The organism is Haloarcula sp. H-hyl6, from assembly GCF_056934455.1.
The window spans coordinates 1936705-1956062 of sequence record NZ_JBRIIK010000001.1; the positions used below are offsets into that span (position 1 = coordinate 1936705).

Here is a 19358-nt window from a genome sequence, read left to right on the forward strand (position 1 = left end):
TCGGGTCGAGAGGCTACCTCGTCGTCGGTAGCGCGGTCGTGAGGAACCGGTCGAACACCTTGCGCTCGGCCTTGCGGAGGTGTTGGTGGAAGGTGGATGCGGCGATACCGAGCGAGTCGGCCACGTCCTGTCCCGAGACGTCCCGCGGCCACTCGAAGAACCCGGCGTGGTACGCGGCTTCGAGTGCCGTTAGCTGTCGGTCGGTGAGCGTCTCGGTCAGTTCTCGCTGGAGGCGAGCGCCGCTGTCCCGCGTTCGCTGTCGGCGCTTGAGGAGTTGTGCCTCGGGGTAGGCGTCCGTCACGACGTCGGTTATCTGGCGCGCGTCGACGGTCGGCGAGACGCGAATCGTCATCCGGTAGTCTCCCTCCTCGATGACGGCCGTTTCGACGAAGCCACCGACCGAGGCGACCACCGACAACACCGGTGGTTCCGAGAGGCGGAGTTCGAACTCGTCTCCCTCAGCGCGGAAGGTCACCGACTCCCAGTGTGGCAGGGCGTCGGTGATGGCGCGGACGCTCTCGACGGCGTCCGGCGTCGCCGACCCGTAGACGACGTACTCGTCGTCGGCGACGGGAATCGCGTGGTCGAGACTGATGGTGCCTTCGGTCTCGGTGTCGATGTCGAGGGTCTCGAAGACGTCGGGGATGTGGAACGCCAGTTCGACGACTTCGTCGCTCATCAGTGCCTGCTTGCGCTGGGTGGCGGCGATGGCGTGGCCGACCACCTCTCCGAGTTGCTCGACGACCACGCGTTCCCGCCCCTCGAAGGCGTTCTCCCGCGTGGTGTAGACGTTCAACACGCCGTACACCGTGTCTTCGTGGGCGATTGGCACGGCCGCCGACGCCCGGAAGTCGTACGCTTCGGCCCGGTCACGCCAGCACTCGTAGCGCTCCGCCGTCCTGACGTCGGTGACTATCTGTGTCTCGCCCGTGCGGAACGCCTCGCCCGTCGGTCCCTCGCTCCGTTCGTCGTCCGGGTCGAGCGATATCTCCAGTCCGTCGAGATAGTCCCCGGTCTCGGCCTCCGCCCGCGGCACGACTCGCTGTGAGCCACTGTCCCCCTCGCCTATCCACGCGAACTGGTAGGACGAGGAGTTCGCGAGGTGACGACACACCGTCTCCTCTATCTCCTCGCGGGTCGACTGCTCGATGACGGCCGTGGCAGTCTCGTTGAACACTTCGTTCAGGCCGTTGAGCGCCGAGAGGAGGTCGACGTTCTGCTGGCGCTCGAGTTCGGTGCCCATCCAGTTGCTGATGAGGTCGACCAACGCGATTTCCCAGTCGGAGAACTCCTCCTCACGGGCCTCCATGCCGTAGAAACAGAAGGTCCCGTACACGGTGTCGTCGACGGACACCGGCGCGCCGAGGTAACTGTCGATGCCCCACTCCGCGTTCCCGGCCTTGTCGGCCAGTTCGGGCGCGTCCCGCTCGACGTCTTCAAGGACGAGCGTCTCCTCCGTCCTCACGACCCGTTCACAGTTCGTGTACTCTACGGGGACGACGTCGCCCGCCTGGAGGTCCGCGTCGGGCGGCGCGTCGACCGACTCGAAGACGTAGTCGGTACCCTGTACCTGCGACAGCGACGCGTAGTCGGTCCCGACGGTGTCGCGGACGACGCCGAGGAGCGCGTCGATTTGCGAGCCGAGCGACCGGTCGGAATCGGCGATAATCTCGTGTGCGCGCCGCAGCGTCTGTTCGCGTCGGCGCAACTCTGCTCGCTGGTCGACCAGTTCCCGTTCGTGGTCGCGTCTGGCGATGGCCGAGGCGAGGATGGTGGCGACGGACTGGACGAAGTTGACGTCGTGGTCGGAGAACTCCCGTCGGGCGGTGTCGTGGGTCCCGAGGATGCCCCACGGGTCGTCGCCGGGGCCGATGACGACGCTGATGCCGCTCCGGACGTCGTGGTCGGTCAACAGGTCCGGGCCGCCGAAGCGCCGTTCGCTCCGCAGGTCCTCGACGACGACGGGTTCGGAGGACGCAAGCGTGTACGAGGCCTGCGAGTCGTCGGCGACGGCGGACACCGTCGCCGACCCGACGACGCCCTCGTCCCAGCCAACCCCCTGTCTGAGGGCCAGTTCATCCGCCTCGCTGTCGAGGTCGAGGACCTTGCAGTACTCGGTCTCGAGGGTCTCGGAGACGAACTCGACGGCTTGAGCCATCAGCGCGTCCACGTCGCTGTCTGCGAGTGCTCGCTGCCCGAGGTCGGTGACCACCTCCTGTTGGGTGACCCGACGCCTGAGTTCGGCCTCCCGTTCGAGGCGGTCGGAGACGTCCCGGACGACGCCACAGCGACCGAAGCCGTCGTCTATCGGGAACGGGGAGAACCGGCTCTCGCAGGGGACCGCGTCCCCGTCGCTGGTCTGGATGTCCAGTTCCATGCGCGCCACGTCCCGTTCGTCCGAGACGACCTCCTCGGCCATCGATTCGGCTCTGGCCGAGATGGTCTCGTTGTGGACGGTCGTCGCGTCCGCGCCGAGGAGTTCGTCCTCCTCGTAGCCCGTCAGGTCACAGAACCGCTCGTTGACGAGGACGAAGTTGGCGTCGCCGTCGACGGCGTAGATGCCGTCGTCGACCGTCTCGACGATGGTCTCGTACAGTTCGAGCTCTCGCTCTCGCTCCGTTCGGTCGGTGACGTCCCGGACGACGCCGACGCGTTCGTACCCGTCGTCTGTCTCGAACAGCGCGAACGTCGCCTCGGCCGCCAACGCCTCGCCGTCCCCGGTGGTGAACTCCGCTTCGAGGGAGGCCTGCGTCCGTTCGCCCGCCGCCAGTTCACCTTCGAGGCGCTGGGCCTCCGCGAGGACCTCGTCGTCGTCGACGACCGCAGAGACGTGCTCCCCGACGAGTTCCGACGGGTCGTAGCCGACCATCGAGGCGTAGCTCTCGTTGACGTCGGTGAAGTAGCCGTCGTCGTCCACGACGTAGATGCCGTCCTCGACGGTCTCGACGATGGTCTCGTACCGCTCGAGTTCGCGTTCCCGCTCGACGCGGTCGGTCACGTCTCGGAAGTACACCGAGAGCCCGGTTTCGGACGGGTAGGCGGTGACCTCGAACCACGTGTCCAGCGGCGGGTAGAACGCCTCGAACGACTGGGACTCCTGTGTCTCGAAGGCTCGCTCGTACTCCGTCTGGAACTGCGAGCCGTCCGCCGCCGGGAACGCCTCCCAGACGTTCTCGCCGACCAGTTCCTCGGCTGGACGGTCCAGCAGCGCCGCGGCCCGGTCGTTGACGTGGGTGAACTGCCACGACTCGTCCAGCGCGAAGAAGGCGTCGTCGATGCGGTCGAACATCTCCCGCAGTTCGTCTTCGAACCGCTCGCGCTGGCGTTTCAGTTGGGTCTGCGTCTGCTGCGTGACGTCAGTGCAGGCGAGGACGGCACCACCATCCGACAGTGGCGACGCGGTGACTCTCACCCATCGACGGACTCCGTCCGGCGTCTCGTGTTCGAGTACCCGGTCGACGGCGGCCGCATCGTCGCCGAGGGCGGCCCTAACGGGGTGGTCAGCCTCCGGAACCGAGCCGGCTTCGTCGCGGAACTGCAGGGCAGTCGCCGCCGACTCGGTCGACTCGTCGACGCCGAACGCGTCTCTCGCCCGGGCGTTGGCCCGGTCGACGGTTCCGTCGGCGGTGACGGTCACCAGTTCGACGGGGGCGGCCTCCAGCACTCGGTCGGCGTCCGTCGCTCTGGACGAGTTCTCCGAGGCCGTCCGCCACCATACGCGTGCGCTTGCCCCGACTTTCTTCGTCTCGAGACGCCCGTTGTCGACCAGTCGTTCGAGGCGGTCGTAGGTGCTCCGCCGACCGAGGTCGAGTCGCTCGGCGGCCTCCGTGGTCGTCAACGGTGTCCCCGCGGGGTCGAACAGCGCGAGGGTCTCACGGAGACTGTCGGTCAGCGAGTGGCCTGCCATGGCCACGGGTACCGGTGCCAGCCCATTATACCCTCCGCCGGCGGAGTCCATCTCGGACGCACCGGCCGCCGTCCGGCATCTATCACTCGAACTGAACGTCTGTCGCTACCACGGTGCGGTCACTCCTCGGCACGGCGGCGACTCGTCAGTAACGCCCTAAAATCTTCTAGGCCACTCTTACCCCGACGTGGTGTATTAGTAAAGGTACGCCCCGGACTCCGACTGGATTGGCGCTACGACCCATGACTCAGATACTCAGTGACACTGACGGTGAACTTGCGGGTACGGTCGACCTGACTGACAGCGACCGTCATCGACTTCTGACCGACGAACGTCGCCGTATCGCGCTCGACGTACTGTCGGACCGAGTCGGCCCTGTCCACCTAGACGAACTGGCAACGGAAGTCGCGGCACGGGAATCCGGCATGGAGACAGCCGACCCCGCGGCCATCGAACGCGCGGCCATCGCCCTCCACCACAACCACCTGCCCCGGTTGGCCGCTAACGACGTCGTCGACTACGACGCCGAGACGCGGCAGGTCCACTAGAGCCACTGTTTTCCACCCGTCGCCCCAACGGGTGGGTACATGGCTCCGGTCCCGCAGCACTGTCGCCTCGAAACGACGCTTCCGGCCCCCGTCGCCGACTACTTCGCCGACGAACGCGGAACGCTGGACGCGTACCTCGACTCGGTCCCCGACCGCCTCGGCCCCGGGACCGGCGACCCCACCGTCGGCCCCGTCAACGCCGTCCCGTGGATGTACGTTCCCGACCTGACCGGGTGGCGCGGCATCACTCTCGCCCGACTGCTGGCGGCCGACCGCGACTGTCCCTGTTTTCGCCTCTCGGCGCTCGCTGGCGACGGCGTAGCGTCGCTGTGGCGCATCCTCGACCGGAGCGACACCGGTCCAGTCGTCGTCCACGTCGAACTCCGGAGCGACGCCGGACCGATTCCGAGGACGCTTCGGGAGGCCCTCCGCAGGGGGTACGAACGCCCGTCCTCGGCGGAGGGCGACCCGGTGTCGGGTGACCCGGCGAACGTCCTCGTCGTGTTCACCGACACGTGCCCCTCCAAACGGTTGACTTCGCCGCTTCCGGACGCGACCGAACCGGTCAGCGGTGCCGTCCTCTCCTATGCACCCCGCGACAGCATGACGCCCGAACAGCCAGACGGAACGACGGTTCTCGACGCGCCGCCCGCCCTACAGGACCGGACAGAACGGCTCGAAGCCCTCCTCGCCGCCGCCCTCGACGGCGTCGGCCCGGCCGAGGACCGGGCGGTGTTCGTCGAACGGGCCGTCGAGACGCTGGCCATCACGCACTCGACCATCGGCAAGCAGGACCTCTTGTTCGACGTCTCGCCCCGCGTCGCACTGAAACACGGCCACAGGCTGGACGCTCTCGGGGTGGACGACGCGCTCGACGCCCTCAGGAACGACGTCCTCGCGCAGGTGCCCCAGAGTCCCGGGAGCGCCGACCTCCGGCGGACGCTGGCGGACTTACTCTCGGAGTAACCGGGGCCGTCCTCGCCCGGGTCGCTGTCGTCGGGACCGCTCGACGAGGCGCTCCACCCGGTCGTCCATCGGCGGGTGCGTCGAGAGGAGTCTGGTGAGCGTCCCGTCCTCGTCGCCGTGGACGTACAGCGGCGTCAGCGGGCCCAGACGCGGCGTCGAGGCGCGCTCTATCTTCCGGAGCGCGCGGGCCAGCGCGAGCGGCTTCCCCGTCACGTCCACGGCCCGGTCGTCGGCCGCCCACTCCCGGCGTCTGGAGTACGCGAGCACGCCCAACGTGACCGCGAGACCCAACAGCGCGACCACCTGCAGGGCGGTCCGCTGGGTCCGGGCGAGCCACGACCGGGACCATCCGGCGGGGTCTCCGCGGACCAGCGCCCATCCCCGAGCGACGCCGCCGGTCACGACGACGAGGGGGAACAGGACGACGCCGACCACCCCGACGAGGCTCTGCGTGAGGGTGTACGCCAGCGTCTGGACGAGGGCGTCCCGCCGCTCCAAGTGCGCGAGTTCGTGTGCCAGCAGCGCCTCCATCTCGTCGGCCGAGAGGTAGCCGAACAGTCGGCGGTCCACGACGATAGCGGGGCCGAACCCGCCGACGGCGAAGGCGTTCGGGACCGGCAGGCGCGCGACCAACAGCGTCGGCATCCCCGCGTTCATCCGGTCGGTGAGGCCGGCGAACCGACGATACGTCTCGGGCGCACGCGTGCGGGGGAGGACCACCGCGTCGAGCGAGCGTTTGAGTCGCGTGGTCCCGGCCCAGTAACTGACCGCGCCGAACGCGAGAGCAGTCCCGACCACGGCCGCCGCGGCTACCACGGGCGACGGGCGGGCCGCCCACAGGGCGACGAGGAGGCGATAGCCCAGCACCGCCGCCGCGACGTACACGAGGAGGGACGCGACGCCGACCACCGCGAGCACCAACCGCCGACCGACTCCCATGCCCGACCGTACGGGCGCGACGGCGAAACGCCTTCTGCCGGCACCGACACACAGGTCGCCGAAGGCGGCCCAGAAGAGATTCTATATCGCGGATAGCGATTTATCTTCGGCGGGGTCGCGCACTCTCCGTCCCGCTAACGACAGCCCGATTCGGCCACGAGACGGCACTGAAAGACGGCTCTGTCCGCATTTCGGGCCGTGGATCGCCAGCGACGGCCAGCTCGCTGTGGCGGAACGAACCCGCGGGACCCTTCCCCTGCGAGGCTACTCCGGTTCGATGGACCGTGACCGGGTGCTGGCCGCCGCGCCGCTCTTCGCGGCGGTGCTGTGGGGCGGGATGTACGTCGTCAGCAAGTGGGGGTTTCGAGCGATTCCGCCGCTCACGTTGGCGCTCTTGCGGGTCGCACTCGGCGGTACCGTGCTCTACCCGGTCGTGTGGACGACCCCGCCGACGCGGTCGTTCTCGCGTCGAGAGTGGCGTCGGTTCGGGGCGTTGGCGGTCTGGCTCACCGCCCGCTCACGACCCAGTTCGTGGGGACGGACCTGACGAACGGAGTCAGGGCTCCCTCCTGACGTCCTGACGCCGATATTCGTGATTGCCCTCGGCGTCGCGGCCTGGGTGAGCGCCTCACGCACCGGCAACTGACGGGAACCGTACCCGCTTCGGTCGGGACGCTCGTCGTCCTCACCGGGGTCAGGTTGCTGTTGCGGTCGTCTGTTTCGCCGCGTTCTCGTGTTCGCGAAACCGCTGGTTCGGACCTACTCCGCGCTCGAGACGGCCACCTACGTGACGGTGTTGTCGATTCCGCTGTTCGGTGCGCTGGTGCCGCTCGAACTCTCGCTGTGCTCGGCGTCGCTCGATTCGGCCCGGTGACGCTCCCCGTCGTGGGTACGCTGTTGGGGGCGACCTCCTCGAGGAGCACGTGGGTCTCGGACTCGTCGGCGGCGGCGCACTGTTGAGCGCGGGCGTGTTTCTGGTGAACCGTGACTGACGGCCGCTGGCGTCACAGAGCGGCGTCCTCACGACTCTCGACAGTCGAGCGAGCCGTCAGGTCGGCGAGACAGACGCAGAACCGGCGTCTCTCGGACGAGCGACGCCTTTCTGGGCCGGTTCACACAGACCGCCTCCCGGCGGGCGTAAATCACTATCCGCGATACGAAATCAGCTCAAGCGCGTCCGAACACAAGTTCGGAAGGTACGAATCTACAAAGCGGTGGTTAGTTGACATTAACCGGGCGCAGACGGGATTTTCCCCGCGAATTCTGGCGTTATCATCGAGACTTGTCAGAAAATGAGTAGGGAGTTACCGGGCAGAACAACAGACGAACTGTGGCCTCAAGCGTTCATCCACCACTTAGAGGTGGCAAAGAACAGCCCCACAGAGATCGTAATCGCGTGAGAGACAACCAACTCGAACAGCGTTCCAGCAAGGAGTATCTCGTCCAGTGGCCAGGGGACGAGCCGCATTATGTAGAAGTCGATCACTGCGTTCAATGCACCAGCTACACTCCCGCTCGTTGCCAATCCCAGAACAAAGGTGAGCAGGCTCAACACCGACCCACCGTAAATGTACATATTGGTGAGACCGACACGAGATGTAGCCATTCCCCCTGCGTAATTGATCGCGTCACTATTCCGGCGCATAGTAATCACTACAACTGAGAGAACCAACAAAAATGAATGGAAAAGGTGGACGGGTTATCGGTCGCCAACGACTTCTTCCCACGTGAGTTCGCGCACGCCCTCTTCTTCGGCCCAAGTTACACCGCCCAGCGAAGCACCGTACACCTCGTTGAGTATACGCTTCGTCACTCGGACAGCCCATACTGGACCACGGTCGTTCGGACGGGTCGCAATGACGTCCTCATCGATCATACTCACTTCTATGCCTTCTTCCCGAGTTATCCTCTTCATCGCTTCTGCGTCGTAATCGCCACCGTGGAGTGGGACAGAGAACTGTCCGTACGAAAACTGCATTTGTTCCTTCTCACCATCCACAGTGAAATTGATCTGTATCCAGGAACCGAGGGCATCCTGATCAACACCTTCCAGACGGTTCAGATGGATTCGTACAGTACCTTGAGACGAAGTTCCTTCTCAATGTGCTCCATCGAATCAGGTTCTAACAGGAGCTTCTCAGCGATGTTCCAGAGTGTCTCCTCATCCACGCCGGTCTCGTCCGCCGCTTCTGATACCCATTCGAACATGGCGTCATGCTCGTTCACGTTCAAATTCCGACTAAGCGTCATTACATCGTTGAATGGCCCTGCCCCGTAAATACCTCAGCCGTCGAATCACGGGACCGAGAGTGGTCAGGTTCCCATACCTTGATAAGAGTAAGGCGATTTTCAGGATGTATGACCCTCCAGCAAATCACCGCGAACGATATCGCGGGCTGGGACTCTCTACAGGACATCGCTGCCTCTTTCGAGAAACGCGGGCTAAAAGCACGCCCAAACCTCGGAGAAGACCATCAACTCGTTCTCCAACTCGCTGATGACGAGTTCGTCGTGCTCGTCAATGCAGGCCCCGGTGAATCGGCGACGGACTTCAAACCGGATAATCGCTCTCGGCACACCAACCTCGTCGCCACGAATGACTTCGAGGAATTCACGTTCCTGACGCGGATGCGGAGCTGGGAAGGCCAGCAGCACGGTCGCATCAAACACCAGAAGATCTCGTTCAGCAAGGAGCAGTTCGCGCGTGACAGCGGAGAAAAGAACACCGTTCTTAAGAAGCTCAACTCGATTGAGTACGGTTCTTCCGCTGCGATCTACGACACGCTGTACGACACACAGCAGGTGGTCAAAGAGTTCTATGAAGAGTTCGAGGACCTCCGCACCGATCTCGTTCAGGAGGTCTCTGGAATTCCGGACGACCGTGGTGACGCGAAGCAACGGTATGTGCAGGTCATCCTTGATCGGATGATCTTCCTGTATTTCATCCAAGAGAAGCGTCTGCTGGACCGAAATCCGAACTACCTGCACGAACAGCCCGGCAAGGTCGTGGATGACGGTGATGATCGGTACGAGAACTTCTACCGGCCACTATTCTTTGACTACCTCGCAGAAGACAAGCAGAACCCCGACTTCGGAAGCCTCCCGTACCTGAACGGTGGGCTGTTCGCCAAGAATCCTGTTGAGGAGGACTTCCCGGATGCGAAGCTTGGTGAGTCTGCTGAGGGGACGAACGAACTCTTCAATGACATCTTGGATTTCCTATCGGGATGGAACTGGAACGTGGACGAGCGGCTGGACATCGTTGACCCGAAGAACCTGTCACCCGCGATTCTCGGGCACATCTTCGAGCAGACGGTCAACCAGAAGGAGATGGGTGCATACTACACGCCCGAAGAGATCACCGGCTTCATGGCCCGCCGGACAGTCCACCCGTACCTGCTTGATCAACTCAACGACGCTGTTGATGCCGAGTACGACGAAATTGACGACGTATTCGGATTCCCTAGCGTAGAAGCCAGCAGTGGTGAACAGGCGGTCGCGGATGGCGGAACGATGACCCGCCAGGTCCCCACTGAGAACGTGGAGACGAACCACGTCGAAACGCTGTACCACGATATTCTCAAAGAGGCGCACATCCTCGATCCTGCGGTCGGTAGTGGTGCGTTTCTGCTCGCTGCACAGGACGTGCTGGTGGACATCTACATGCAGTGCATCGAGTACTTCCAGCAACTCGAACAGGAAGGCAAAGGCTGGGAACTGGACTCTCGTACCCGGGACGAGCTGGAGGAGATCAACGGCTGTGTTGAATCGCCATATAGCGGTGGAATTCACTGTTTCACAGCTCGCTTGATGTTATAGACGACACACATCAGCGCGATTTCTCGGAATTCGCGGAACCACGAACGCGCTCGCACGGCGAAGCCGAGCGAGCGCTTCACAGCCGAGTTCACGGTTTCGGTCATCGAGCGCTGATTGTAGCGCTGTTCGTCGATTCTGGCGTTGTGCGCGTGATCATACGGTGCGAAGATGCGATGTTTGATGAGCGGGCGAATCCCGAGGTCACGAAGGGATTCGCGGAGCGACTGCTTGTCATAGCCTTTATCGGCGGCAAGAGACCGCAGATCGCCCGCATTCCGGCGGGCGATCTGCTCGGCGAGGTCTGCGTCGCTCCCTTCACGGTTCGTCGAGCAGTGAACGTCAAGAACGGCTTGAGAGTCTGTATCGACGAGTTTCGTGACCTTCAGCTTCTGCACGCGGTAGCTTATTCGCTGGCAGTAGTGGCGGCTCGCAGCTGAGCGTTCGTAGAATGTCGCGTCGATCGCGCCGTGTTTCGAGGGGTCGTGCAGCTGCGCCGACTGGCGCAGCAGCACTCGGCAGACGCTCATACTGATCCGGTCGAACGCTTTACACAACGTGGATGGAGAGGGGAGATCGGCCGCGCTGAGGCCGATCTCCCCGGTTATTTGTGGCATCTCTTTGAGCAGGTCAATCGTCATTCGGTAGGACGTGTCGAGGTAAATCCGCAGACAGTGGAGGGAAACGAGGGCATAGTCGGCGAATCCGCCGCCACCTTCCGGGGCGGCGGATTCGTCTCCATCGCCAGTAACTCTTTGAGAAATCGGGACGATTTCGCTAGTGAAGCGGGAGATTTGGGTCATAGACAACTGAAGTCTCCCGCTTCAACTCCTTCGATTTAGCGACCTATCCAGACGCCGTCTAGTGATTCAACACAGCCAGATCAACAAAGGACAGGGTGGGGCGTCGCTGTACGCGAAGCGCACAGTAATCCTGAACAACCTGTACGGAGTAGATATCGATGAAGGTGCGGTCGAAATCTGCAAGCTCCGCCTCTGGTTGTCGATGGTTGCAGACATCGAAGATGAACCCAACGAAGTCGAACCCCTCCCGAACATCGACTTCAACATCCGCCAGGGGAACTCACTCATCGGATTCACGGATCTGATGGAAGTGAATTCAGATGGGGACGCGGCGCTCTCCAACTACGGAGGTGGCGTCGGCGGTAGTGTCGAAGAGAAGTACGAGGACATCATCGAAGCGGTCGAAAAACACCGTGCTGCGGAAAGCGGAACTGATGCAACGAATTGGCGAAAGGAAGCAGAACGCCGTCTCTCGAATTACCGCGATGATCTTAACGAGAAGGTCAAGAAGGACTTCGAAGAGGCCGGTGTTGAAGATATTACGCAGGATGACGTAGAGGACCACTCACCGTTCCACTGGGTACTCGAATTTGCGACAGTGTATGCCAGCGGCGGGTTCGACATCATCATCGGCAACCCACCGTGGGACGTTGTCGCACCTAACCGTGAGGACTACTTCACCAAGTTCGATGAGGTATTCCGACAGCGTGGTCCTTCAGACAAGGACAAAACCCAAGAAGAACTTCTGGAGGATGATTCAATCTCAGAGGGCTGGGAAGAGTACCAGACGGAGATGGAGACTCGTGCAAAATACTTCAATAAAAACGCACAATACAAGCTCCAAGACCCGGTGATCGATGGGAATTCCGTCGGGAACGAAAACGACCTCTCCCTACTGTTTCTAGAACGGGTCTTTGAGCTGGCCGGCGATTCGTCGTATGTTGCTCAGATTCTTCCAGGGACGATATTTGTAGGGGCTGCCGGTAAGGATCTGCGCCGAAATCTGCTTGACAACACGACTGTCAACGACTTAGCTGTGTTCCAGAATGAGGGTATTTTCGAAGACTTACACCGACAATACAAGTTCGGGGTTGTCACGTTCAAAAATTCAGGAAAGACAGAGGACCTCAAATCGATTTACCGCAAAGGCGATCTCAACATCCTACGGAACATCGATGAATCTGCCGTCCCTGTCACACGAGAAGTGCTGACCCAGTACTCTCCCAAGGCAGGAATCTTCCCACTCATTGAGTCGCAGGAACAGGCGGAACTCCTAGGGAAGGTTATCCAACATCCACCATTAAGTGATGCCTCTCAAGGTTGGAAAGTGACGCCGTACCGTGAACTTGACCGCAATCAGGATAGAGACCGATTTGTAGAATCAGAGGAGGAAGGTGATTATCCGGTCTACGGTGGGTCGAACATCTACCAATACGACTACACCCCGGACTTCATCGATGACCTGGAACCTCCGACGCTGTGGAGCGTTGATGAAGACAACGACCCCGATAAGAGTGCGAAGCGCCGAATTCGGGAGAAAGCATCCCGTTCCCGAGACCCAGACATGGGTTTGAAGAAGGCCATCTACAACGAGTTCGATGGAACTGGGTCACAGAAGGGTTTCGTAAACGACTTGCTGGAACGTGAACGCGGGAAACCACTTTCCTTAGACGACATCAAATTGGACTGTAGCGAGTACCGGATCGTCTTCCGGAACATCACGAACTCCACGAACGAGCGGACGATGATCTGCTCGGTCATCCCGAAAGGAGTTGTCTGCCACCACGCAATCAATACGATCCGGCCGTACACGTTCGACATCTCCCGTGAAGACCTCTCGAACGACTCGCTCCACTCCGTGTACGAGCGGGTGTTCTCCGATCAGGAACTGTTCGCCGCGCTCGGCCTCCTGAATAGTATCCCGTTCGACTTCCTGATGCGGACGAAAATCGAGGAGAACCTCGTGATGTACAAGCTCACCGAATCACAGGTTCCCCGACTCACAGAAGGTGATGACTGGTTCAACTACATCTCTGACCGTGCGGCACGCCTCAACTGTTACGGAGAACCATTTGCCGAAATGCGTGAGAGACTCGGCGGAATTGACCCAGTAACAGATACGAACAAACGGAACGAACTCCGGGCTGAGATTGATGCAGCTGCGTTCCACGCGTACGGTCTTACCAAGAGTGACGCAGAGTTCGTTCTGAACTCGTTCCACACCGTTCAGTCACCACGGATTATGACGGATGCATACCTTGATATGGTCTTCGAGAAATACGATGCCCTCGCACAGGAAGGACCGAAACCGTAGTCGGACCTAACTACGACCCCACTACGCCCCAGCACATCAACCGGGCTTGTACCTCGCTTTCCCCGACCAACTTCGCTTGATATTCTGTGGACCCCTCCACGTTCTCTTCTAGGAACGTTTCTAACTCTTCTAAGAACTCCACCGGTGGCCACTCTGGGAACGAATCGTACTGGTCATTATGCCGGAAGGTCTCCCGGAGGATACGATCTTCATCAGTATTGGCTAACTTCACGTCCTGTAGGCGCTCTCGGAGGTCTCCGGCCCATTCATCGAGTGTTTCGTGTTCGTCTACAGGAGCGGTCATCTCGCCATGGTTCGGTTGTACGTAGTGTGCGAGGAAGTCCAGAATCGTTTCCTGTTCCTTCGAGAAGGAGTCCCCCTGTTTGAATGCACCCTCCACTTGGCCTTCTCGAATCGCTTCCAGGCGGTTGTCAAGCACCTCTTGGATTGCCTCCCGGTTGGAGAGCACGTTGTCGGCATTCCCCGTGATCGGTTCTCCGCTCACCTCTGGGTCGATTTTGAGGGTGCCGACCGGACGTTCCTTGACTTCGTCGCTGAACGGCTTGTAGTAGAAGGCCCGCCGCACACGGCCTAGTGGTGATTCGTGGTCGTCGTCATCGAACCAGAGGTGTGCAAGGCCGAACACGCCCGGACGCGGGCCGGAATCATGGTCGGTGATATTCGTGTACAGGCGTTCGCGTTCCTCGGGGGATTCCTCAAAGTAGTCTGCAGCATACTCGAAGTCATCTTCTGAAAGCCCGAACTCCTCGTTCAACTCCTTCTTGAGCAGAAACCGCTCGTACGCGGCGTGCTCGTTACTCCCTGCATTTCGAAGGAGTGGGTTCTTACTCGTGTCATCAAGTTCGTTCACGTCTTCGATCTCTCGTGATTGCTGTAGGGAGTCTTCGATCTCGTCCACCTGCAACTCGCCAATCGTTTTCTCTGTCTCCACACCGGTTTTCTCCAGAATCTGATCCTCGTTCGGGTCCAGGATGTTGTTCTCTTTCCCGACGATGAGTGCGATGTCATTGATCTTCGCCTGTAGCCGCTTCAGGAGCTTAATTGCGGCTTCGATATCTCCGTCCGGGTAGAAGTTGTGGACGTACTTCTCCTCGGTACTCCCAATCCGGTCGATCCGGCCCACCCGTTGAACGATACGCATCGGGTTCCATGGCAGGTCAAACGACACTTGAACTGATACGTCCTGGAGATTCACACCCTCAGAAAGCGTATCGGTCGCTACAACATACTGTAACTCCGATTCACCAGACTCAGCCAGCGTTTGCTGATACCCAGATGCTTCCGGTGCGAACCGTTGGATAACGTCTTGCTTGTTCTCATCTCCACCCTTGACGACGGCACTATTCGCGTCCGTTAGAGGCGAGTCTGGGCTGTTCAGAAGCGTCCGGTGGACATAGTCTGCAGTAGCGCGGTACTGCGTGAAGATGAGCACCTTCTCGTCATCGTACCCGTTGAGGACGTTTGCGAGTCGCTCAACCTTCGGGTCACGGAACTCTCGTAGTGAGAACACCGCTTCATAGAATTCTCGCGTTGCTTCATCCACGTTGCTCAGGTCACTTCGCGGGTAAAGAATCGGATTCAGCTCCTCTTCCGGAACGTCCGGAAGGACACCTGCATTATGTTCGTGCAGCCATTGGCGTGTCGAAACAGCGTGGTCACTTACATCACCTGCGTCACGAGCGACGTCGCCAATGAACTGTGAGAGGAAGTACGCAAGCAGCGTCAGGTCTTCTCGAATGTACGTTTTTACCTCACCAATCGTCGCATCGATTAACTCGTCTGTGCTGTCGTTTTCACGGTCATCATCTGCGCGCACAGCGGTCGTGTCGAAGCCGAACTCTTCCAGTGTTTGTTCGAGGTCTTCGGCGGCGTCACTGCCCTCCACGAAGTCATCAAGAGTCCCCGACTCCTCACCGTTCTGTGCCGCACGGAGCATATCGATCTTCTCGTCTTCTGGAAGCCCATCCAGTAGCCCAAGGAGCTGCCGCTCGCTCTGGTGAAGTGTCTTGATGGACTGCACGAACGCGTACGTTGAGGACTCCAGGCGCTTGAGTAGGTTCAGTTTGTACAGGGCTTTGAGTGTCCCACCTGCTTTCGGATTCTTCACTGTGATGTGCGGAAGGTGAAGCGCGTCCATCACGTCCGGCAGCATCCGGTACACGGGTTGGTACGCCGCCGGGAGCGAGTATTGCTCCTTGCTGAGCGTTGGCGGCTTGAAACTCATCTCGAAGTCCTCCTCGTCCTGAATTTGGTCTTTGACGTGCTTCCTGGTTCGAAGCACCATCACTTCGTTCAGAATCTTCGAGATTTCCTCCGAGTGACGCTGGAGTTGTTCGGTGATCTTACGCTGTTCTTCCTCACTGGCTTCTTTTTTCCCGGCAGCGATCTTCTTCCGCGTCTCTGAAAGGTCGATGTACTCTTCGAAGGCGTCGAAGTCCAGCGAGGCCTTGTTTCGAAGCTCTTCCGGACTGGTGAACAGGCTGATGAGGTTCTCTAAGTCGGTCGCGGAATTGTTAATCGGCGTCGCCGTCAGCATAATCATCGTCTTTCCACGGAGCTGACGGAGGTTCGCATGACGACGCGTGCCTTTGTAGTCGTCTTCGTCTTCCGGATTCGGTCGCCACTTTCCGTGATTTCGGAATCGGTGGGCTTCGTCGATCAGTACGACATCGAACGCGTCCTTGAGGCTCTGCGCCTCGTCGTATGTGAGGTTCTGGAACTTGCTAATGCTCATCACGTCGAGATGGGTTCCATCAACTTCTAATCCGAAGTACGGATTCCCGTCTTCGTCGGTGTCGTCTTGGAGAAGGTCTTCCCACTGTTCGGTGAGGTTCGCAGGAACGATGAGAAGGCAGTGGTCACCGCGTTGGCGGTAGTCGTGGAGGAGTTCACCGCCGATGAAGGATTTCCCGAGGCCGACAGAGTCCGAGATGATGCAGCCGTTGTACTGTGAGAGTTTCTCCTTCGCGCTCTCATACCCGAGTGTCTGGAAGTAGTATAACGGGCTGTCACGGATGTTGACGTTTCCACTCAGTTCGTCGTAGGCGAGGAGCTTGTACAACTCGAACGGTTCGATGTACGTTCCCAGATCTTCCGGTGTATCGTCGTCATCCGACTCGTCTTCCTGCTGTTCTTGCCAGTCTTGGTACCTGTCGCTGCTCTCGATAATCTTGATGATCTCTTCGCTGAAGTCCTCTGCATTCGCCCACTGGTTATCGTACCAGTCCTCGAACGCCTCTGCTTCGGGCCGGTCTTGGCTTGTGAGATTCAGTTCGATGTTGTTCCGGTGTCCGCTGGCAGTGAAGTTTGAGGACCCGACGATTGTCGCACAGGGGCGTGTGTCGGTGTCGTCGTCAGTTGCCCAGTCGTCATCGTCGTGTGGTGCTCGGAATGATGCTCCCTTGGCGTGGAAGTAGCCGTTTTCTGGATTTCGCACACGGACGCTAACCTTGTCTTCGGCTATGAAGTCTCGCAGCCGATCAAGTCGTCCTAACTGCGCGTTGTTCAAGTCCTCAATACTCTCCTCAACTTCATCTTTGAGTTCGTCGCGTAGGCTTTGCCCTTCCCCAATTTCATCTGCAGTGCTGCGGTTCGTTTGTCGGCCCATCAGGATTCGAAGAGGGGCATGACCGAGTTCGTCCGGGTCAGCAAGTTGTTCGAGGTCTTCGCGGTACAGGTCGAAGCCAGAGAGGTAGAAGTATCCAGTAGCGATTCGGGCCTCTCCGATCTGTGGAATGATTTTCTTGTAGACGTCCTCGACCGTCCGGTCGGCGTTATCGACGAGGGGAGGGAGAGAAATCATCGTGTTACCGAATGTAACCATCACGGTGACTTAGTGTTTAGTGACCCACAACCTGTGCTGTCCACCGGTTTCGATTTGCCTCTCGATAGCGACAGCGGGTCTAATGGCTGTGTGACCGGGTTTCGGAAGATTTGGAAAGGCTGTGTTGAATCACTAGACGGCGTCGGGATAGGTCGCTAAATCAAAGGAGTTGAAGCGGGACGATTCGGTTGTCCATGACACAAATCTCCCGCTTCACTGGTGAGATTGTGCCGATTGCTCAAGTTGTTACCGGTGATGGAGACGAATCCGCCGCCCCGGAAGGTGGCGGCGGATTCGCCGACTATGCTCTCGTTTCCCTGCATTGTCTGCGGATTTACCTGGATGCGTCCTACCGAATGACGATCGACCTGCTCAAAGAGATGCCACAAATAACCGGGGAGATCGGCCTTGAAGCGGCCGATCTCCCCTCTCCATCCACGTTGTGTAAGGCGTTCGACCGGATCAGTATGAGCGTTTGTCGAGTGTTGCTGCGCCAGTCGGCGCAGCTACACGACCCATCGAAACACGCCGCTATCGACGCTACATTCTACGAACGCTCAGCTGCGAGCCGCCACTACTGCCAGCGAATCAGCTACCGCGTACAGAAGCTGAAGGTCACGAAACTCGTCGACACAGACTCTCAAGCCATTCTTGACGTACACTGTTCAACAACTCGGGAAGGAAGCGACGCAGATCTCGCTGAGCAGATCGCCCGCCGGAACGCGGGCGATCTGCGGTCTCTAGCGGCCGACAAAGGCTATGACAAGCAAGCGCTCCGCGAAGCACTGCGTGAACTCGGCATCAGACCGCTCATCAAGCACCGTATCTTCGCTCCCTACGACCACGCTCACAACGCTAGAATCGACAAACGACGCTACAATCAGCGCTCTATGACAGAAACTGTGAACTCGGCTGTGAAGCGCTCGCTCGGCTTCGCCGTGCGAGCGCGTTCCTGGTTCCGTGAGTTCAGAGAAATCGCTCTGATGTGTGTCGTCTATAACATCAAGCGTGCCGTGAAACAGTGAATCCCACTGCCTTATGGCGATTCAACACAGCCTTTGGAAATGACACGCTTCCATTTATTACCCTCCCGGGATGTGTCGACGCAACCATGATAACCGACGCGCGGGTGCTTCAACAAGAATTCATTCCGAAAGAAGTCCAGCACCGTGACTCAGAGGTGAACTACCTCTCCAGTATCCTCGACCCAATCACGCAAGGAGAGTCCGTTGAACCGACTCTCCTCTATGGCCCTTCAGGTGTCGGGAAGACCTGTATTGCTCAATTCTTGTTAGAGGAACTCCGGCGGTCGGTTGTTGACCTGAATACACAGTACGTGAACTGCTGGGAAGACTACACTCGCTTCAAAACGCTCTACCAGCTCCTTGACGGGGTTGAGAAAACAGTTGACATCCACCGACAGTCTACCCCACGCGACGTCTTACTTGACCGTCTACGAGGCTATACTGGCGGCCCATACGTCGTTATCCTTGACGAAGTCGATCAACTCCAAGACAAGGAGTTACTGTACGACCTTCACCGCATCCAGCCGTTGACGCTCATCCTTATCGCTAACCGGGAAGAGGACGTATTCAGTCCGCTTGATGAGCGGCTTCATAGTCGGCTCAGGAACACGAACCGTATCCACTTCACACCGTACTCGAACGAGGAGATCGTCTCAATCCTTCAAGATCGTGCTCGGTGGGGATTAGATGAGAACGTGATTACTGAGGATGAACTGCACGAGATTGCTGACTACTCCACCGGTGATGCTCGCGTGGCAATCGGGATTCTGCGGAAGGCCGCTCGAACAGCGCAACACGAAAGTGCTGACCGTATCACGTCGGAAATCATCGCAGGCGTGGTTTCGGAAGCGAAATTGGAAATTGAACAACAGACCATCAGTCAACTCACACCGCACCAGAGAATACTGTACGACATCATCCACGAGGAAGGACAAGTCGATCCACCTGTTCTGTACCAGAAGTACCAGAACCGCGTTGATGACCCGAAAACGCAGCGTACCGTCCGGAACTACTTGGCGAAGTTAGCCCACTACAACTTGATCGAAGCGGATGGGAATACGAAGTCTCGGACGTATCGAGCGATTGCTTAACCGACTGTGCCGGCGTTTCGGAAGCACCACGCCCCTGCCTATTGTGCCCAGTGTCGTCCGTTTCAAGCGTAATGTCCGACCGCGAGCCTTCAGGCACTTCCTCTC

15 protein-coding genes are annotated in these 19358 nt (G+C 59.7%); 8 read left to right on the forward strand and 7 right to left on the reverse strand.

What is annotated here, in order from left to right:
* Positions 1-13 precede the first annotated feature (13 nt).
* Positions 14-3907 carry a PAS domain S-box protein gene (locus Hhyl6_RS10150; RefSeq protein ID WP_483739074.1) on the reverse strand — a complete coding sequence of 1298 codons (3894 nt, stop codon included), beginning with the start codon at positions 3905-3907 and terminating at the stop codon, positions 14-16.
* A 242-nt stretch (positions 3908-4149) separates the two neighbouring features.
* Here Hhyl6_RS10150 and Hhyl6_RS10155 point away from each other — a divergent pair, with 242 nt between their 5' ends.
* Both Hhyl6_RS10155 and Hhyl6_RS10160 read left to right on the forward strand, forming a co-directional pair.
* Positions 4150-4455 carry a DUF7344 domain-containing protein gene (locus Hhyl6_RS10155; RefSeq protein ID WP_483739075.1) on the forward strand — a complete coding sequence of 102 codons (306 nt, stop codon included), beginning with the start codon at positions 4150-4152 and terminating at the stop codon, positions 4453-4455.
* Between the two features lie 39 nt (positions 4456-4494).
* Positions 4495-5421 carry a hypothetical protein gene (locus Hhyl6_RS10160; protein WP_483739076.1) on the forward strand — a complete coding sequence of 309 codons (927 nt, stop codon included), beginning with the start codon at positions 4495-4497 and terminating at the stop codon, positions 5419-5421.
* Here Hhyl6_RS10160 and Hhyl6_RS10165 read toward each other — a convergent pair.
* Positions 5407-6360, reverse strand: coding sequence for a M48 family metallopeptidase (locus tag Hhyl6_RS10165; protein ID WP_483739077.1), 954 nt, complete (start codon positions 6358-6360; stop codon positions 5407-5409). The genes Hhyl6_RS10160 and Hhyl6_RS10165 overlap by 15 nt on opposite strands.
* A 277-nt stretch (positions 6361-6637) precedes the next feature.
* Here Hhyl6_RS10165 and Hhyl6_RS10170 point away from each other — a divergent pair, with 277 nt between their 5' ends.
* Positions 6638-6907 carry an EamA family transporter gene (locus tag Hhyl6_RS10170; RefSeq protein WP_483739078.1) on the forward strand — a complete coding sequence of 90 codons (270 nt, stop codon included), beginning with the start codon at positions 6638-6640 and terminating at the stop codon, positions 6905-6907.
* A gap of 186 nt (positions 6908-7093) precedes the next feature.
* On the forward strand, positions 7094-7234 hold the full coding sequence (locus tag Hhyl6_RS10175) for a hypothetical protein (RefSeq protein ID WP_483739079.1): 141 nt from the start codon (positions 7094-7096) through the stop codon (positions 7232-7234).
* 462 nt (positions 7235-7696) lie between these two features.
* On the opposite strand, the gene Hhyl6_RS10180 is transcribed toward Hhyl6_RS10175, so the two are convergent.
* The 3 genes from Hhyl6_RS10180 to Hhyl6_RS10190 form a co-directional block, all read right to left on the reverse strand.
* Positions 7697-7912, reverse strand: a complete 216-nt coding sequence (locus Hhyl6_RS10180; protein WP_483739080.1) for a hypothetical protein — start codon at positions 7910-7912, stop codon at positions 7697-7699.
* A 147-nt stretch (positions 7913-8059) separates the two neighbouring features.
* Positions 8060-8338 carry a hypothetical protein gene (locus Hhyl6_RS10185; protein ID WP_483739081.1) on the reverse strand — a complete coding sequence of 93 codons (279 nt, stop codon included), beginning with the start codon at positions 8336-8338 and terminating at the stop codon, positions 8060-8062.
* Between the two features lie 80 nt (positions 8339-8418).
* A complete protein-coding gene (locus Hhyl6_RS10190; protein WP_483739082.1) occupies positions 8419-8586 on the reverse strand; it encodes a hypothetical protein in 168 nt (55 codons plus the stop codon).
* Positions 8587-8718: 132 nt separating this feature from the next.
* On the opposite strand from Hhyl6_RS10190, the gene Hhyl6_RS10195 reads away from it, so the two are divergent.
* On the forward strand, positions 8719-10179 hold the full coding sequence (locus Hhyl6_RS10195; protein ID WP_483739083.1) for a hypothetical protein: 1461 nt from the start codon (positions 8719-8721) through the stop codon (positions 10177-10179).
* On the opposite strand, the gene Hhyl6_RS10200 is transcribed toward Hhyl6_RS10195, so the two are convergent.
* Positions 10149-10979, reverse strand: coding sequence for an IS5-like element ISHwa3 family transposase (locus Hhyl6_RS10200; protein ID WP_483739084.1), 831 nt, complete (start codon positions 10977-10979; stop codon positions 10149-10151). The two genes, Hhyl6_RS10195 and Hhyl6_RS10200, sit on opposite strands and share 31 nt — an antisense overlap.
* Before the next feature lie 61 nt (positions 10980-11040).
* Here Hhyl6_RS10200 and Hhyl6_RS10205 point away from each other — a divergent pair, with 61 nt between their 5' ends.
* Positions 11041-13293 (forward strand): Eco57I restriction-modification methylase domain-containing protein, encoded by a 2253-nt coding sequence (locus Hhyl6_RS10205; RefSeq protein WP_483739085.1) that lies wholly within the window; start codon positions 11041-11043, stop codon positions 13291-13293.
* A 10-nt stretch (positions 13294-13303) separates the two neighbouring features.
* Here Hhyl6_RS10205 and Hhyl6_RS10210 read toward each other — a convergent pair whose 3' ends face one another.
* On the reverse strand, positions 13304-17116 hold the full coding sequence (locus tag Hhyl6_RS10210) for a helicase-related protein (protein WP_483739086.1): 3813 nt from the start codon (positions 17114-17116) through the stop codon (positions 13304-13306).
* A 215-nt stretch (positions 17117-17331) separates the two neighbouring features.
* Between Hhyl6_RS10210 and Hhyl6_RS10215 the strand changes: the two genes are divergently transcribed.
* Both Hhyl6_RS10215 and Hhyl6_RS10220 read left to right on the forward strand, forming a co-directional pair.
* Positions 17332-18162: an IS5 family transposase gene (locus Hhyl6_RS10215; RefSeq protein ID WP_483739087.1), complete on the forward strand. Its 831-nt coding sequence runs from the start codon at positions 17332-17334 to the stop codon at positions 18160-18162.
* Positions 18163-18248: 86 nt separating this feature from the next.
* On the forward strand, positions 18249-19253 hold the full coding sequence (locus Hhyl6_RS10220) for a Cdc6/Cdc18 family protein (protein WP_483739088.1): 1005 nt from the start codon (positions 18249-18251) through the stop codon (positions 19251-19253).
* The last annotated feature ends 105 nt before the right edge of the window (positions 19254-19358 follow it).

Bases quoted from the DNA above. Each gene is read 5' to 3' on its own strand.
- Hhyl6_RS10150 (WP_483739074.1), bottom strand. From the start codon at position 3,907: ATGGCAGGCCACTCGCTGACCGACAGTCTCCGTGAGACCCTCGCGCTG.
- Hhyl6_RS10155 (WP_483739075.1), top strand. From the start codon at position 4,150: ATGACTCAGATACTCAGTGACACTGACGGTGAACTTGCGGGTACGGTC.
- Hhyl6_RS10160 (WP_483739076.1), top strand. From the start codon at position 4,495: ATGGCTCCGGTCCCGCAGCACTGTCGCCTCGAAACGACGCTTCCGGCC.
- Hhyl6_RS10165 (WP_483739077.1), bottom strand. From the start codon at position 6,360: ATGGGAGTCGGTCGGCGGTTGGTGCTCGCGGTGGTCGGCGTCGCGTCC.
- Hhyl6_RS10170 (WP_483739078.1), top strand. From the start codon at position 6,638: ATGGACCGTGACCGGGTGCTGGCCGCCGCGCCGCTCTTCGCGGCGGTG.
- Hhyl6_RS10185 (WP_483739081.1), bottom strand. From the start codon at position 8,338: ATGCAGTTTTCGTACGGACAGTTCTCTGTCCCACTCCACGGTGGCGAT.
- Hhyl6_RS10195 (WP_483739083.1), top strand. From the start codon at position 8,719: ATGACCCTCCAGCAAATCACCGCGAACGATATCGCGGGCTGGGACTCT.
- Hhyl6_RS10200 (WP_483739084.1), bottom strand. From the start codon at position 10,979: ATGACCCAAATCTCCCGCTTCACTAGCGAAATCGTCCCGATTTCTCAA.
- Hhyl6_RS10210 (WP_483739086.1), bottom strand. From the start codon at position 17,116: ATGATTTCTCTCCCTCCCCTCGTCGATAACGCCGACCGGACGGTCGAG.
- Hhyl6_RS10215 (WP_483739087.1), top strand. From the start codon at position 17,332: ATGACACAAATCTCCCGCTTCACTGGTGAGATTGTGCCGATTGCTCAA.
- Hhyl6_RS10220 (WP_483739088.1), top strand. From the start codon at position 18,249: ATGATAACCGACGCGCGGGTGCTTCAACAAGAATTCATTCCGAAAGAA.